This is a genomic window from Clostridiaceae bacterium (assembly GCA_012840395.1).
Taxonomy (GTDB): Bacteria; Bacillota; Clostridia; order Acetivibrionales; family DULL01; genus DULL01.
On record DULL01000107.1, the window covers coordinates 1 to 18020 of the forward strand.

The window sequence follows — 18020 nt, forward strand, 5'->3', positions numbered from 1 at the left end:
CGGTTATTGTAATATTAAACTGAGCCATGGTTCATCCTCCTCGGTTTGGTATTTGATGGTACTTATATTCTAACCGAGGTATGAGCTTTGGCTCAACTTCTTTTTACACCATTATATAGACTTAATCAAAAATGTTATTATAACATATTACTTTTTAAATTAAAATTAATATTAAAGTATATGCAAATTAATTATACAATACTTATCAGTAAAATAAAAACAACTCAAAAAAGGAACCCCCTATATATGAATTCAGAAGTTCCTTGTAAATTTTAATCTCTTACTTCAAAATAATCTGCACAGGAATTGCCAGCATCTTTGCTGCTCCGGTACGGCTGCATTGTCCAATGATGCAAATACTATATCTTTTCCCGACAGACTGACGTAATTTTCTGCACACTGTACCTTCTTCACTGTTTTCTTTGTGAGGGGGCGGTTCTCTTGCTTCTAAGACCGTTGGAAGCAGGAGAACCGTCCCTCTGCTTCCTCAGTTTGTGCTGGCATGAGCATAGACTGTAACACCCATGTTTTCTCCTACCAGATCAGGCATTCCGCTTGTAAGCCAAGCTTCAACCTTTGTACCTGCAATTTGGTATGATACTGTGGCTTCCTGACTCAAAGCTGACATCATTATCACTGTTACTTTTGCATTAACATCTGTTCCCTCTGTAAACTGAACAACAAGGTACTTGCCGGCTATGTCATCGGCTTTGGTTCCGCTTATGGTTATTGTACGGATGTATCCTGCACCTCCGGTACTTTCAGCACTTATTTCAAGAATGTATTCTTTCTCTCTCTGTTTTACCGTGACTATAAATTCTTTTGTATCGCTTGCAGAACCTTTCGTAATGGTTGCTGTTAAAGTAACAACTTCATCTCCTTCAGCATGTCTTGTTACCCTTCCATCAGAAGCGATAACTTCTTCATTACTGGAAGTCCAGTTAATAATACAGCCTTCCCCATTGGGTATGCTGGTTATAAGGTTAAGGTCTTCAGTTACATTGTCAAGATCTGTATTGTTTCCTTTGATGAGTTCTTCTGTCAATCCTTCCTTATCTGCCTTCACTGCTTCAGAATCAGATACTGGTTCGCCTGTTCTGTAATTTATCTTAATATTTAATTCTCCAGTTTTTCCTGTCAGGTCTATTATCTCTTTTTCTGCATTATAATTATTCCAGGGAAGTCCATTTATTGTAACATTTTTAATTGTGTAGCCTACTGGAACTCTAACCTTTAAATAAATGTTGCTTATTGGATCTCTGTCAGGAATAGTCACCGATGCATCAATGTAATTTTCATTTAAATGTGAAGTTAAAGTATATGATACGGGCCCAAAGAATGTGGGCATATTTTGAATTTCTATTTCCTTGCCATCCTCAAGCCATCCTCGTGGTGTTGCATAGGCAAGGTATAGATTTTCCGGAATCCCGTTTTCGTCCACAGATTCTCTTATAAGCATCAACCTTAAAATTTGCAGGAAAAGCGCATTGTTGGCTGAACAGGGCGGTAAATAGAATGTTCTGTAGTATTCACCAGGATATACTCCAATTGTATCTCCTTCTCCGCTAATAAATGTACCTCTTGTCATTCCATGGGCTAGTTTTCCGTATAAAGCTAGTACAAGTCTGTCTGCGTCATCTCTTTCTGCCATGAGTTGCGTATGAGACAATCCATAAACATTATCAACTCCCGGAGTTTTATATCCTGGCAGTCCTCCGCTTTTATAAGATCCAATTTCAACAGGATAGTAATTAAATCTGACAAGTCCCAGCAGCCATGATCCGTAATCTTTCATATATTTGTGTATACCATCCATAAATTGTGAATCATAATCTATAATGCCTGAAACAAATCCATAAGGCGTCACCAGATTCCAATAGGATCCGATCCTCGTTTCTGTAATCGGATCATAGGGCTGCGCATTAGTATTAAGGAGCCGTGTAGGAACAAATATTGCCCCGTCTTCCAGTTCAGCTTTGGATTGGTCTACAGCATTAAGCAAGGCAGTTTTTAATATATTTGCTTCTGCTGAATAAGTCTCATATAAATCGTTATCTCCAAGAATTCTAAAAATCTCGGATAAATCTCGCATACCTCTCCAGGCAACAGCTTGATGATGGAAATTATAGTCATAATCAGGAATATCTCCCGAATATCTCTGTTTTTCAAGTAAATTATATGGATCTGCGGTAATTTGTTCTTTCATATCCTGCATATATGAAACCAATGTATTCTTGTTAGCATTTATTAATGAAGCATCCTTGGTAAGGAAATAATACTGGGCTGCATGGGAAAGCTTTTCACCCCACTCCCAGTTTTCATAGGTTGCAGGTCCTGGTCCTTTTGACATTCCAATCAGACTGTTTTGTATGGATTTTTGCTCATCAGTAAAGCCGTACCATCCCAATACTTTTGCAGTATCGTTCCCTTCAGGCTGGTAAAAATCTTCATAAGCATTTCCAACGCTATATCTCCAACCCAAATAAAGGTTTTGTATCAGGAGATTTTTCATTGCATTCATTACTATTTCTTCAGGCACTGAAACAACCGTGCCATTATTCAGCTTTGTATCCCAATACTGTTTTAATTCTGCCTTTTCTGTTTCATATCTTTCCGCATTAAGGATAAAATCCCCACAAGTACCAGGATCATTAAGCCTTGCAACAAAGATTGTTTTATCCGTTCCATCTGATAAATCCACGGTATATGTTAATTCTGTTCCATTATAATTAGCCCCTTCTCCAAAGACCAGGTATGTGTTTCCATCCTAGATAAGTTTATTGCCCTGAATAGATAATCCTGTATCACTTAAATCAAACTTAACATTGACATTTTCAATTTCTGTATTGTTTTTATTAATTATTATTTTCACAAAGCTTACAAGAGAATTTGTTTCTGGAATATAATCTGCAAAAGATTCCTGCATATATTTAACACCACGGGAGTCTTCATATACAGTCTTAAGTATAGGGTAATATCCCCCGTCCAGTACAGGCTCATTAAGTCTGGCCAATGCCCTGCCGAACCTTTCATTTCCCTGAACACCCACATAAACTGTCATCTTTCGACTGTTATATCTGTTGGAAATAATCTGGCTTCCATCAGCGACATGCAGGGCAACAGGCCCTCCTCCGCTTGCTGACATTGGTCTTCCAAATGGTATATAATATACACCGGAATCTGTAAGAAATGTTCCAGTTAACATAAGTGGTTTCAAATAGTCTTTTATATTTTCATAGGTAGGCCCTTCAGGGCTGGTAATTAATTCTTCTCCCCATACATCAATCTTTTGACTTAAGGCATAGTTTACACTTTCCTCATAGCCTGGCTCCAATTCAAGATTTTCTTCAAAAGGATCCGAAAGGGGTCCTAACCATTGAGTAAATATAATTTCAAAAGCCATGTCTTTTTCGCTGATACCATTTTCTGTATAACCCAGTATTTCTTCTGTTGGCTCGGTTGCCGCAACAGAACCAGAGGTAGTTCCTGGTGCACCTGTGCCAACCTTAATGTAATAAGTTAAATCTTTTTCAAGATATATCTGCTTGTTGAAAATAACCTTTCTTTTTCCAGCATCTCCGGCTGGAATACTTCCGGTAGCAATAACTTTTCCATTAACACTCTGGGAAATTATGTCGACAGAAAGGGTGTCATCATTGCCCTCATAAAGCCATAACGATACTTCTTTTATTAAATTATCCAAGGCTTTGAAGGATGATATGGCATAGTAATTACTGTATACATAATTAAAAGGTTCATTTATGGCAGCGTAGGAAAGTGCAGAATCAAATAGTTTATATTTCAGCTCCAATGCCATATCATAATTAGAGGTTCCTTGTTCATAATAACCTACATCTTCATTATTGGGACTTTGTCTTTGAACCTGAACCCAGGTGCTTGCAGGCGATTTTACTTTTAAGAAGTAAGTTTCTCCGACTACAACATTGACAGGCTGATCAAAACGTCCGGTTACTTTCCCGGCTTTGCCGCCTTGTATTAACACTTCTCCAATTACAGTTCCATTAATACTGCCGGACAATATCTGCAAGATTATTGTTTCTTCGGTATCAGACATTAACCAAATTGAAGCTTCTGTTATTTCTTTGCCTATAGCTTTAAAGGATTGACCAGCAAACGAACTCGCGTTTGTTAAAGTATGATAAATATATCCCGTACCGGGTTTGCTGTATACTATCTTGGCAAAATCATCTATTTTAATATTATCAACTGCTGCCCATATGGGACCGGTATTTCTTGCTATAAACAATATTCCTCCACTTCTTATTGAACTTATAATATCATATTACGTTTTATTATCATGTAATTTCTTTATATCATTTTAAGTATTATTTGTCAATTATTTCCATTTTAAATATCTTTATAGTAGTATATTATAAATTGCAATATTAAATGCAACACCTATAAGTAAAAATCATCTATAATTATAGGTGTAAATATAATATCAACCTTAAGCCCTTCTTGACTATTTATCTGAGCAAATGCAGAGGGTAGTTAATTGTTGTATTCACTCATCCTTATTCCTCATGAGAACACTGATTGTACTTGGTAAGGGACCTAATTTAGTTGTCAATTTTTTATTTCATTTACTGTTGCATGTAATTTTCAATGAACTATAGATAGTATAAATCCAAAATAAAGTCAAAGAACTTCCCAAATATAAATTCAGGAAGTTCTTTGTAACAAAATTATTTCTTTTTCAGCCTTATGCAACACCGCAATGGCGTAACAGGAAGAGTAAAACTGACTTAGTAATGTTCACAAACTGGTCACATTCTATATATTCGTCAGGCTGATGGGCACCACCATACAGTGAAAAATCGCGAATTATTCCAAAGTTAAAGCTGCTTTCGCTTCCGTAAGGCAAAAATACAGAAAGGTCTGACAGACAGGCACCACAAGCCTTGATTTTATGTCCGCAAACTTCTTCAGCAGCCTTTTTCATTTCTGTTGCAGCCCCATATTTATCATTTGTTTCCTGGTAAATGAAAAATCTTGTCGTGTGTTTAAAACCATCAGTTTCCATATTACGCTTATCCAGTTCATGACGGATGTCTTCAAGGATTTCATCCAGTTCTGTCATTATTTCTTCTTTAGTCTTATCTGTATATATTACAAATCTTAATCTGCCCTTATCAAGATTAGAACCAAAACTTCCTCCTCCAAATTCCATTAAGCGGAATGCAGAACGTTCCATATCAGAGCCGGTAAATAGCGGATTTTTGTGCAATTCTTCTCTTCTTCGGGCTGCAAAGGGTTTTAACTTTTCTTTGATCATTACAAGGGCGTCAATTACCGGTTCAACTGTATCGGTTGTGAAACGGGTTTTAACATTTATTTCAAATCCGCCGCCTCCAAGAGCCGCAATCCACAGCTCATAATTTCCCCCATCCAGATTCACATAGGTTTCACAGGGATATTTAAGACATGCACCAAGAGCCCCGTCTCCTCCGCCGTATTCTTCATCAGCATAAGCTGTAAGAGCGACACTCTTTTTAAGCTTTATACCGCAATCCTGTAAAGTCTTTAATGCAAAGTATGAACTTGCAATGCCAAATTTGTTGTCACCTGAGCCCAAACCATAAATCCGCCCGTCTTTTATTACTCCACCGAAAGGATCAACAGTCCAGCTGTTTATATCTCCTACCGGCATAGTATCAGTATGTGCTGCCAGCATAATCATGCTGTCCCTGTCTTCGCCATACAGAACACCTGTAACATTTGGCCGGTTTTCCATACCCCGTCCGGGAAGATAGCCAGGGTGTTCTTTTATGCCTGGTATGTCATCTACTGAATACATTTCGGTTTCAAGACCAAGATCTTCATAAAGCTTCTTTATATACTTCTGGCATTCTAGCTCCCTTCCATGGGTTATAAAGTTTTGAGAGTCAAACTGGATTAATTTTGAAAGAAGTCCAAATAACTCATCCTTATGTTCATCTACATAATCAAGCACTTTTTTTTCAAGTTCCTTCATTTGTGCACCCCTTGTTCTCAATATAATAATTGTTTATCAAGTATAAATAATGCTGAGTAAATTAATCCATTAACTTATTTAATCTTTGTGTCAATTTATAGGATAATATGCAAAAACCTATAATAAGCTTATTTATATTTTTTCATATAATACTAAGTTTTGCAAGCAAACATTGTCTAATCTTCAATTATTATTGCACGAGCAGGGGCACAACTTGTCCTTGTTACCTTAAGCGGCAGAACAGTCAGCTTGCAGCGCTTTGTTCCCACTTTTTCAAGGTTTACAAAAGGTCCAGCCATTAAAATATTTGCCGCATAGAATGCAGGGAAGAATCCTTCAGGTTTTTCCAAGTTTTCCCATCTGGCAGTGTCGCCGCCAAGAATAAATGGTTTTTTAGCAATAAGCCATTCCATTGCTTCTTTTGTCATATAAGGGCTACCATTTAAGTAATCCTCATCCATCCAGTAACGTCCCCAGCCAGTTCCAATTAAAATAGCATCTCCTTCTCTTATGTCCTTAGCATTGGGACATGCTTCAAGATCAGCAACAGTAATTGGCCTTCTGCCTTTTGACATATCTTTATCCCACATTCCCAGATTAAGTACTACACATGGCACATTAACTAATTTTTCTACTGGCACATCAATTAAGAGATAAGATTTGTCGTTTCCATAAAAGTGGGCAGGTGTCTCAAGATATGTGCCTGTCTGTGAATGAAGCCCTTCAAAAATCTCGCAGTAAACATCTCCCTTTACCCATGGAACTGGAGGCAATGGCTTGATTTTTATCTTTGGAAAAGGCTCTTCATAATTCCACATACCCTCTTCAATAATTCCTGTAATATCAATTATTTTGCTCATAAAATAACCCCCTTGGTTTTTTTGAATTCTAATTATTTATTAATAAATCTATTATATAAAGTTATTTTAATGGCTATTTATAACAAAGCGGCAAGATTTCCTCCTCTATTAAAGATAGCAGATACAGATTTGGTATCCTTTCAGTGAGTAATCTTATGCCTAGTTATAATAACCTTATTTACAGTTTCATCTATTTGCAGCTTCACATTTATTGCTTTTTAATTTGGCTTTATGGCATGCAACAAAATGTCCTTCTTCAACTTCTATCAATCCTGGTTCATCATGAGCACAATTATCTCCACATTCATAGCATCGTGTATTGAAACGGCATCCTTCAGGAGGATTAAGAGGATTAGGAATATCGCCCTCTAAAATAATCCTGCACCTTTTCTGTTCCGGATCCGGTATGGGTATGGCAGAAATAAGTGCTCTTGTATAGGGATGTACAGGGTTACTAAATATCTGCTCCTTGCTTGCCAATTCAACTATCTTACCCAGGTACATAACCGCTATTCGGTCACATACATGTTTAATAACCGAAAGATTATGGGAAATAAACAGATAAGTAAGCTGGAACTCTTTTTTCAAGCTTTGAAGCAAATTAAGAACCTGTGCCTGTACAGAAACATCCAGAGCTGATACTGCTTCATCACATACTATAAATTCAGGATTCAGAACGAGTGCACGGGCGATTCCAATACGCTGCTGCTGACCTCCGGAAAACTCGTGGGGATATCGTTCCCCAACATCAGGATCAAGACCTACAGTTGATAACACATAATCTACCATTTCTCGCCGTGCCTTTTTATCACGTATATTATGGAATCTTAGTGGTTCTTCAATTATACTTCTTACTTTTAGCTTAGGATTTAACGATGCATATGGATCCTGGAAAATAATCTGCATATGTTTGCGAAGACGGATCATTTCATTTTTGTCCAAAGTATATATATCCTTACCTTTAAAATAAATATTACCATCTGTTTTTTCAATAAGTTTAAGAATAACTCTTCCTATAGTAGATTTTCCGCAGCCAGATTCGCCTACAAGGCCAAGGGTTTCTCCTTTATTAATTGAAAATGATACTCCATCCACAGCCTTTACATATAGTGTCTTGAATCCTTGTTTTGTAGGAAAGTATTTTTTTACATTTTCAACTCTGATTAACTCTTCACTTTTCATTGACGTCACCTCCATATAGGTAACAACGAACTTTATGCATATCTGATATACTTACTTCTGGAGGCATATCCATTTTGCAGATATCCCTGCAATTATCACACCTGTCTGCAAACCTGCAGCCCTTTGGCAGGTTTATAAGTTTAGGTACAGTGCCTTTTATGTTATATAATTCTTCTTTAGACTCGTTAAGCTTTGGAATGGATTCCATAAGTCCAATAGTATACGGATGCTTAGGATTCTTAAATATTTCTTTAACAGGCCCTTCCTCAACTACCGAACCACAGTACATTACAGCAGCTTTGTCACACATCTCGGCTACAACTCCCAAATCATGGGTAATCATAATAATTGCTGTACCCAGTTCATCACGCATTTTTTTCATTAAATCAAGTATTTGTGCTTGAATTGTAACGTCCAGTGCAGTTGTAGGTTCATCTGCTATTAGTACTTTAGGTCTGCAGGAAAGTGCCATTGCAATCATTACCCGTTGCCTCATACCCCCTGACATGGAATTTGGATAATCACTAAAACGTTTTTCAGGCAATGGTATACCAACCTGTTCAAGCATTTTTATTGCTTCCAGGCGGGCTTCTCTTTTGTTAAGGCCACGGTGCAGCATTAAAGGCTCCATAATCTGTTCACCCACAGTAAAAAGAGGGTTCAATGAAGTCAATGCCTCTTGAAATATCAAAGATATTTTATTGCCCCTGATAAGCTCCATTTCTTTTTCAGTAAGCTCCAGCAGATTTTTACCCTCAAAAAGTATTTTTCCTCCGATTATTTTCCCTGGTGGAGATGCTATAAGGCGTAAAATAGATAGAGCAGTAACACTTTTTCCACATCCTGATTCGCCTACTACACCTAGTATCTCTCCTCTATTCAGACTATAGCTGACCTTGTCAACCGCTTTTGCAACACCTTTGCTCGAATAAAAATAGGTTTGCAGGTCAATAACTTCAAGTACTTTTTCTGACATATTTCCACCTCTCTTTATGATTGTAGGGTTGCTCCTATTTCAGCTTCATAGGGTCGAACCAGTCTCTCATAGCATCCCCGAACAAATTAATGCTGAGTACTACCAGAAAAATAGTAGCAGTAGGCGCAATTGCATACCAAACAGTATTATTCAGATACTTATTAGCATAAAAAAGCATTGAACCCCACGCTGGTTTTGGAGGTTGTATTCCAAGTCCGATAAAACTCATTCCTGCCTCTATAAGAATAGCTGTTGCAGTTAAAAGAGAGAATTGTACAGTAATTGAAGATATACAGTTAGGCAATATAGTCCGGAATAAAATATAAGGTGTTTTGGCTCCAAAAGCTTTGTTTGCTTCAACAAACTCCCTTTCCTTTAAAGAGAGAACATTTCCCCTTACTATTCTTGAAAAACGGGCAAAATTTACAACAGATATTGTAATAACCAGTGCTGTCGGTGAAGGTTCAAAAATTGTGATAAGCAAAATTGCCAGCAACATGGAAGGAAAAGATTGAAATGCATCTAAAATTCTCATGATAATACTATCAACTATGCCGCCAAAATAGCCGGCTATCAACCCAAGAGGTATGCCAATCAGTGCAGCCAGAATGGAGGAACCTAAGCCTACATACATGGTATTACGTGCTCCATATATAATACGGGCCATTATATCCCGTCCATATTCATCAGTACCAAGCCAGTGGTCTGCGCTGGGACCCTGTAATTTATTTGGCATGTCTAGCTCCAATGGGTCATAACTTGTAAGATATTGAGGAAATAAAGCCATTAATAAAACAATAAAAAGTATTATGCTTGAAAAAAGTGTAGTAAACTTAATTTTTCTTATTTTAAACCCATTATTCTTTTTACTAATATTGCTTCTATTCTTTTTTCTATTTAAATTTACGTCATTATTACTATTTGAAACATTCACCTTAACGTTCATTTTCATTCCCTCCTATTCCAGCTTGATTCTGGGATCAATAGCGGCATACAGGATATCGATAATTGTGTTTATGATAACAAAAGCTACGGCAATGAAAAGAACTGCTGTTTGTACAACAGGATAATCCCTGTTTCCAACTGACTGATATATAAGCCAACCCAGGCCAGACCATCCAAAAAGTTGCTCAACAATTATTGTGCCTCCTAAAAGAGTACCAAATTCCAGTCCTACAACTGTTATCAGTGTAACCAAAATATTTTTGAATGCATGCTTGAAGTAAACCTTACTTTTTGGCAGACCTTTAGCTTTAGCAGTCCGTATGTAGTTTGAGTTTATAACTTCCAATGTATCTGAACGGATAAACCGCACGAAGTTTGCGAGCTCAAATAAGCCTAAAGATAATGCAGGCATTGTTAATAATTTTATATTCATTGCTGGATTTTCAGAAAATGGAATATAGCCATTAGCTGGTAGAATTTTTAACTTTACAGCAAATATAATCATTAGAATTAATCCTACACCAAAAGTAGGAAAAGCTAAAAAACTGGTAGAAAAAATACTAACCAACTGGTCAAATACAGAATCCTTTTTTATGGCTGCTAATATACCCAAAGGAATGGCGAGCAACAAGGCAAAAATCAATGAAACAGTTATTAATTCAAGACTTACAGGTATCTTTTGCATTATTACCTCGATTACAGGCTGCCCATTTCTGAGAGAAAGTCCAAAATTACCCTGAAAACAACTTTTCAGCCAAAGTAAATACTGCATTACATAGGATTTATCAAGTCCAAGCTGCCTTTTTATTGCTTCAATTCTTTCTTCACTCGCTTCCCCGTATGGTCCTAACTGATTTTTAATCGGATCTCCAGGCGCAAGACGTATTGCTATAAAAATAATTACTGTAACAAGTAAAAGTACTATTACTGCCATTGCAGCCCTTTTTATAATGTATTTCAGCACTGAGGAACGATGCACTAGCTGCCACCTCCGCATTAATTATGAGAGTCCGGCAGGCTTAAACTGCCAGACTCCCAGCGACTTATATAGCTTATATAGCTTTTAATTTAAGCCTTCATTATATATCGCAATTCTTCATATATCATTAACTACTCCAATGTGGCATTCTTTAAGAATGTATGGCCAACTGGGTTAATTTCAACTCCTTTTAAGTTTACTGTTGCACCATAAACCAATGGAGCTTCAACAATGCTAATAACTGGCTTATACTCAAAAATCAGTTCCTGAATCTTCTTGTAAATCTCCGCACGTTTTGCGTCATTACTCTCTGTCTTACCTTGATTGATGAAATCTCCTAAACCTGGTATATTAGCTGCCTGGTAGGATAAGAGCGGGTAAATAATCTGATTGCAGTAAGTTGAAGGATCTGTACCCGCCATTGGATACTGGTTTAGGATCATATCATAAGAACGATCCAAATATTCCTCAAGCCATACAGAAAATTCAACAATATTGATCTTTAAATTAACACCAATTTGAGCAAGTGCTGCTTGCCAGATTACCGCAATTTGCTCGCCCATTGTGTCACCAGCCATAACAGTTAGTTTGAATTCAAAACCATCTTTATACTGTGTTTCATTTAACAATGCTTTTGCTTTTTCCAGATCAAAAGTATTTCCTTCAAGATTTACAAAGTATTTTGCTCCTGATGGGAAGGGACTCCATATTACTTTTGCCATATTATTGTATACTTCTTTATTGATTGTTTCTTTATCAAGAGCATGGCATATTGCTGCCATTACTTTTGGATCGCTGAAAGCTGGAACATTGTGCAGGCCTACTTCAAACAATGCTGTCGAGTTGGAAGTTTTACTTGTAAGTACCTTAATATTGTCTTTAGCTCCAGCTGCAATAGCATTTGCTATGGACAGGTCTTCATAAAGGTTGATTGAACCTGCTTCCAGGTTTGTCATAGCTACTGTCTGGTCAGGTATAGGCTTTAAAATAAGTTTTTCAATTTTTACTTTACTTGCATCCCAGTAGTCGGCAAATTTTTCAAGAGTAATATTATCATTGGGAGCCCAGCTTATAAACTTAAAAGGTCCTGTCCCTATAGGCTTTTGTTTAAGTGCGCCTTCTGTTCCTTTGTTTATTATTTTCAGCATGCAAACACCGTCTAAAAATGCAGGCGATACTTCAGAAAGATTTATCTTAACAGTGTTTTCATCAACAATTTCTACGGATTTCACCTGAGTAAAGTAGGCACCAAGCCAGGACCCTACATTGGGATCTATTGCACGTTCTATGGAGAATTTAACATCTTCAGCGGTCATAGTGTTTCCGTTATGGAATTTTACTCCTTTACGAAGTTTAAATATGTATGTAAGATCATCAGGGTGTTCATAAGATTCAGCAAGGTCCATTTCATATTGCATGTTTTCATTGATGTGCAGTAGGGATTCATAGCAGTTATAACCTAAAGTTTTTATGAAACGAAGTGTCTGATTACTGAAGGGATCAAAGTCGTCGATATCACCAGCAAGTCCGTAAACAAGTGTTTTTTCTTCAGATTTACTACTAGTACTGCTGGAAGTGTCAGACTTTTGAGTGTCGGTAGTTTTGCCGGTATTCTCTGACTTTTGTCCACAACCTGCGAACAATGTCAGAACTAAAGTTAAGGCAAGAAATAATGCAACTATTTTTTTCATTCTCATAGAAGTAAAACCTCCTCATAGAATTTATAAATGTATGCATCTGAAATTAACATCAGATTTTGTTTATGATGTTCAGGCTATTTAGCCTTACTTCCAATATAATTTGAATTTTATTAAATCAAAAATGACATGAATCTAATTATCATTGTTAATCTCTTATAATGCATAACATGCCTGTAACAAAGGAATTGTTCAAAAAAACAATGACACTAATATAAGAATGACAACAAAATTATTGCATAAAATTTTAATATTTGGTTTTCAAAGTTCAACAATTACCTAATTTTAAAAAAAATAATTACTTTAATTATTAAACTAAATCACACTTAGACTATAGCATGATCCATATTAATTGTCAATAACCACTATACTATTGTTAAAATAAACATAATAATTGTTTATTTTGCTAAAAAATTGATGAGTTTTATAGATTTTTAATTAATAATAATTATTAAAATTCTCATGAAATAATAAATTATTTTTTTATTAATACAGATGATAATTCATGTGCATTATATATATTTTTAAGGGTCCTGATTTTTCTCATGCTTTATAATGCTTTTGTATAGCATAATTCACTATTATCTATTTGTACTACTTCTACATTTATATTAAACTAATTTAATTACTTAAGCTCCCTTTTATAACAATAACAGTAATTGACAATATTAAAAATCATTTATATAATTTAATCAATAAATTATATGTTGAAAGAGGTGTCCAAAATGACCAATCGGATTAACAACCTGAGAGAGCTTTTCTTTGCAGGAGAACATAAAAAATATCGCAAAGAGAATTTAGGCCTATCTATTCTAAACATTGAAACAGAAAAATATCCCTTTGAAATCAGAAAAGCACTTGCTTTTGAAAAGGCACTTGAAAATATGCCCATTTTTCTGTTGGAAGGTGATTTGATTTGTGGTGGCAAAACAGTATATACTCTGCCAGACTACATTACAGAATATGAAAAGGAAACAGGAAATCATAATTTTGAAACTAAGGGATACAATAATGCATTTGATTTCTGCTATAACCTTGGTCAGGATGAACGTGGTTACGGACTTGCAAACAGTTCAATACCTGCATACTACCGTGTAATTCCCATGGGTATACCTGCTTTAATTGAAGAAGCTCAAAAAAAACTTAAAGAAGCTACAGATGAGAAAAAAATAAACTATTACCGTTCAGTCATCATTGCAAATGGAGCTGCAATTAAACTTCTTAAACGCTATGAAATATTTGTTCGTGAGCTTGCAGAAGTTGAAGCGGATAGTGTACGTAAAAATGAACTTAATACAATTTCTGATAACTTAAAACAATTACAAATCGGAGCTCCCCAAACATATTGGCAGGCAGTTCAACTTATGTACTTCATTCAATTCCTGATATGGGTGGAAGGTGGCTATCTTATACCCCTCGGTCGTATAGATCAGATACTTTACCCATACTATAAAAAAGATATTGAATCGGGTATCCTTACAAAAGAATTTGCATTCGAGATCCTTGAGGCATTCTTTATGAAATTAAACTATGAAATAGACCGTACTCATGGTGAGTCAGGAAAATTCAACAGTGATACAGGCCAATCAGTTACAATTGGAGGTATTGATCCAATAACCGGTGAAGATGTAACTAACGATCTGACATATATGATATTGGATGCAAAATGTGATATGCGTGTTACGGATCCTAAAGTCCATCTTCGAGTACACAAAAATACTCCTGAAGCTTTATGGAAAAAAGCTGCTTATCTAAGTAGCCTTGGAATGGGATTCCCTACTTACGACAATGACGATGCAATTATTCCAGCTTTCATGAAACATCCTGAGTATACTTTGGAAGATGCCAGGGACTATGCCGCCTCAGGTTGTTGGGAAATGACAATTCAAGGAAAAAGTTTCAACCGTAATCTTGGCAATATTTGCTGCCTGCGCGCACTCGAATGGGCCCTTAACGATGGTGCATATATGCTGGGAACACCAAATGCCGAGACCGCAACTGGTACGATTAATGGCCGTTTTGGTTTGCAAACCGGACGTTTGGAATGGTTTGATACTTTTGATAAACTGTTTAATGCCTTTAAAGTACAAATTAAACATAATATTGATATGGTTACATCTTATTGCAACCGTGCCATGCTTTCACCTTCCCCATTTTATTCCTCTATGATGGATGACTGTTTTGAAAAAGGTTTAGATTTTGATAATGGCGGCTGCAAATATAATGAAACTGACTTCCAGCTGTCTTCACTTTCTGATGCTGCAGATGCATTGTATGCCATTAAAAAGTTAGTTTATGAAAATAAAGAATATACCTTAACTGAATTTGTTGAAATTTTACGCAATAACTGGGAAGGTCATGAGCCACTGAGGCAAAGAATTATAAATGAATTCCCTAAATTTGGCAACGATATAGATGAAGTTGATTTAATTGCCCGTGAAATAGTGGACTATTATACCCAAGAAGTCAAAAAGCATCATAACCAGTTTGGTCAGACTTACCGTGCACGTATATCCAGTGCTCTTGCATATATTTCTGTAGCTCAGACACTTGGTGCATCTGCAAACGGCCGAAAAGCACGTGAACCATTCTCCGATAATCTGTCATCCTCACTAGGCTGCGATAAAAACGGTCCTACAGGTATAATAAAATCATGCTGTAAGATTGATTTTTCAAACTGTGCTGGTGGTGCTATTCTGGACTTGAAATTCCATCCCTCTGCCCTTAAGACTGATGAAGGAAAAGAAAAATTTATCGCATTGTTGAAAACCTATTGTCAATTAGGTGGCATGCAGGTGCAAATAAATGTACTCGATAACAAAGTATTGCTAGATGCTAAAAAACATCCGGAAAACTATCGCGATTTAATTGTCCGCGTATGGGGCTTCTCCACATATTTTATAGCTCTTCCGGAAAAATACCAGGATCATATTATAGCACGTTCAACCCTATCGTTATAACGTAATGAGCTGTTTATTAGTTTACGCTGTTTAATAAAAAACCATAGCTGCTGTGGTTATCAGCAGCAGTTATGGCTTTATTAACTTTTTTGTGAAGCTTTAGGAGGAATAAAATGGATAAACAAAATACCGTCCTTATTTTTGATATAAAAAAATTCGCAGTACATGACGGGCCAGGAATACGGACCACTTTTTTTACCATGGGCTGTCCACTCCGCTGCCTTTGGTGTCAGAATCCTGAATCCTTCAGCCCTAATCAATCTTTGGTATTAAACCGGATGAAATGTATTGGCTGCGGTGCTTGTGCCTCTGTATGTGATAAAATTGGACCTGACCTTATGTTGCTAAAATCTGAATGCACTCTATGTGGAAAATGTGTTTCGGTATGTAAATCAGGAGCAAGATCTTTTATAGCAAGACCTTATACTCCCGAAATGGTAGTTAACGAAGCAATGAAAGATAAAATTTTCTACGACCAGTCTGGAGGAGGAGTAACCTTTTCCGGTGGAGAATGCATGTTACATGCTAATTTTTTGAAAAAAACATTAAAAATGTTTAAAGATTTAGGTATCCACACCACTATTGACACTTGTGGATATGTACCGTGGGAAAATTTTGAGAAGGTTCTGCCATATACAGATTTATTTCTTTATGATGTTAAGGTAATGGATCCAGTGAGGCATAAAGAATATACCGGAGTAGATAACAGCCTTATACTTGCTAATCTTAAAAAAATAATTGACCTGGGAGCTTCAGTAATTATCCGCGTACCTCTTATTCCAGGTTATACCGACAATCCGGATGATATGGAAGCATTGGGTAATTTTATTATAGGAACCCTGGAAAATAAAATTATTCGTGTAGAGCTATTGCCATATAACAAGTTGGCTGAATCAAAATATGAAAATAAAACAGCCTATCGCGACGGAGGAGTAGGTACCTATAAGCTTTCTGACCTATCTCCTCAGACAGAAGAATATGTGGAATCTCTAAAAAATATTCTTGTAAAAAAAGATGTGACAGTATTTGCTGAAAAACTTTAATAAATTTTAGTAAAATTATTGCAAAACCTCACTATAATGTTATTTATTGTTATACTTTGCATAGTAAGTTGTATAACATATAATATAATGTATAAACATGTAATAATATTAATTTATTACATCTTCGTTTGTTCTGAAAGGAGATTAGTTATGAATCCGGCAATACTTGCTGCAAAGCAAAAAAATGCACGCAGAATACTGGATTATATTATAAAGTGCGGTGAAACTTCCCGTGTAAATATTGCAGCAGCATTAAACCTAAGTACTGCTACTGTTACAAATATAATCAATGATTTGCTTGCGGCAAATCTTGTTTATGAAGGTCGCCAGGATAATGCTCCTGTTGGACGCAAGGCAACTTTTATTCATTTTAATGAAAAACTTTATTACATTATAGCTGTTTCTCTATCAAACATTGGAAATATATCTTTAAGTGTATGTAGTCTTCTAGGTGAGCCAATAAATTCCAAGGAATATTATATAGATTTATATGTAAATGAATCAAACACAATAACGATGGTCCTTAAAAGTATTATTGATACCGTCAGCAGTTTTATTGAAAGCCAGGAAGAAGATATAAAGTCAAAGCTTTGCGCAGTGGCCTTAAGTATTCCTGGCATGGTAAACAAGAAACAGATTGTGAATGCACCCTCACAAAATTGGAAAAATATGAATTTGGCTTCTCCCCTTCAGGCTGCTACAAAACTCCCTGTGTATCTGGAAAATGTTACACGGATAAAAGCAATTTACGAAATGCGCTATATTAATCCTGAAGATAAAAATGTTATATATATTACCTTATCACCTGGTATAGGAATAGTAAATTTTTTTGACGGTAAAATGATTATGGGACGTAATGGTATTGCAGGTGAAGCCGGGCATATGACACTAAACCTTCATGGAGTTGAGTGCTATTGCGGTAATAGAGGATGTTTTGAGTGCTATTGCGGTGAAATCAATATTCTTAAAAAAGCTGAAAAATTGCTTGAAAAGGATAATAGATGCAATATTCTTTTTGATCTTGTAGAAAACAAGCATATGCCGCTAACAATGAATACTCTTTTTGAAGCCAGAAATCTCGGAAGTCTGAAGGTACATGAATTACTTTCCGAAGCAGGAGAATACCTTGGTGCAGGCCTTGTTTCACTTTTTAACTGTTTTGATCCCGATAAAATAATAATTTCTGGTGCACCGGTTGAAGGCGACTCCTTCCTGCTGGATGTGGCAGTGGAAGAAGCAAAGAGCCGGATTATTAGCAAATTTAGCCGTGATTTTAATATACAGATCGCTACTCTTAAAACAGAAGAACTGCATAAAGGCATATGCGCTTTTGTATTAAATAAACTTCTGGATAAATTTGTGCTTCAAATAATGTAGTGGGAC

The 18020-nt window shown here is 36.2% G+C and carries 12 protein-coding genes; 3 read left to right on the forward strand and 9 right to left on the reverse strand.

Annotated features, from left to right (window positions below):
- Window positions 1–487: 487 nt before the first annotated feature.
- The 9 genes from GXX20_11525 to GXX20_11565 form a co-directional block, all read right to left on the reverse strand.
- On the reverse strand, window positions 488–2701 hold the full coding sequence (locus GXX20_11525) for a hypothetical protein (protein HHW32279.1): 2214 nt from the start codon (window positions 2699–2701) through the stop codon (window positions 488–490).
- Between the two features lie 66 nt (window positions 2702–2767).
- On the reverse strand, window positions 2768–4267 hold the full coding sequence (locus tag GXX20_11530; protein ID HHW32280.1) for a hypothetical protein: 1500 nt from the start codon (window positions 4265–4267) through the stop codon (window positions 2768–2770).
- A 456-nt stretch (window positions 4268–4723) separates the two neighbouring features.
- On the reverse strand, window positions 4724–5995 hold the full coding sequence (locus tag GXX20_11535; GenBank protein ID HHW32281.1) for a M20/M25/M40 family metallo-hydrolase: 1272 nt from the start codon (window positions 5993–5995) through the stop codon (window positions 4724–4726).
- 176 nt (window positions 5996–6171) lie between these two features.
- Window positions 6172–6855: a cyclase family protein gene (locus GXX20_11540; protein HHW32282.1), complete on the reverse strand. Its 684-nt coding sequence runs from the start codon at window positions 6853–6855 to the stop codon at window positions 6172–6174.
- Window positions 6856–7041: 186 nt separating this feature from the next.
- Window positions 7042–8052: an ABC transporter ATP-binding protein gene (locus tag GXX20_11545; GenBank protein ID HHW32283.1), complete on the reverse strand. Its 1011-nt coding sequence runs from the start codon at window positions 8050–8052 to the stop codon at window positions 7042–7044.
- On the reverse strand, window positions 8027–9013 hold the full coding sequence (locus GXX20_11550) for an ABC transporter ATP-binding protein (protein ID HHW32284.1): 987 nt from the start codon (window positions 9011–9013) through the stop codon (window positions 8027–8029). Before GXX20_11550 ends, GXX20_11545 begins: the two co-directional genes overlap by 26 nt.
- Before the next feature lie 34 nt (window positions 9014–9047).
- A complete protein-coding gene (locus GXX20_11555; protein ID HHW32285.1) occupies window positions 9048–9959 on the reverse strand; it encodes an ABC transporter permease in 912 nt (303 codons plus the stop codon).
- 12 nt (window positions 9960–9971) lie between these two features.
- Window positions 9972–10937 carry an ABC transporter permease gene (locus tag GXX20_11560; GenBank protein ID HHW32286.1) on the reverse strand — a complete coding sequence of 322 codons (966 nt, stop codon included), beginning with the start codon at window positions 10935–10937 and terminating at the stop codon, window positions 9972–9974.
- A gap of 131 nt (window positions 10938–11068) precedes the next feature.
- On the reverse strand, window positions 11069–12634 hold the full coding sequence (locus GXX20_11565) for an ABC transporter substrate-binding protein (GenBank protein HHW32287.1): 1566 nt from the start codon (window positions 12632–12634) through the stop codon (window positions 11069–11071).
- Window positions 12635–13359: 725 nt separating this feature from the next.
- Here GXX20_11565 and GXX20_11570 point away from each other — a divergent pair.
- The 3 genes from GXX20_11570 to GXX20_11580 all read left to right on the forward strand — a co-directional run bounded on the left by GXX20_11570 (window position 13360) and on the right by GXX20_11580 (window position 18014).
- Window positions 13360–15594, forward strand: a complete 2235-nt coding sequence (locus GXX20_11570) for a hypothetical protein (GenBank protein ID HHW32288.1) — start codon at window positions 13360–13362, stop codon at window positions 15592–15594.
- Window positions 15595–15707: 113 nt separating this feature from the next.
- The gene (locus GXX20_11575; GenBank protein ID HHW32289.1) at window positions 15708–16637 is read left to right on the forward strand and encodes a glycyl-radical enzyme activating protein; all 930 of its coding nucleotides are present in this window, start codon (window positions 15708–15710) and stop codon (window positions 16635–16637) included.
- A 150-nt stretch (window positions 16638–16787) separates the two neighbouring features.
- Window positions 16788–18014 carry an ROK family protein gene (locus GXX20_11580; protein ID HHW32290.1) on the forward strand — a complete coding sequence of 409 codons (1227 nt, stop codon included), beginning with the start codon at window positions 16788–16790 and terminating at the stop codon, window positions 18012–18014.
- Window positions 18015–18020 lie beyond the last annotated feature (6 nt).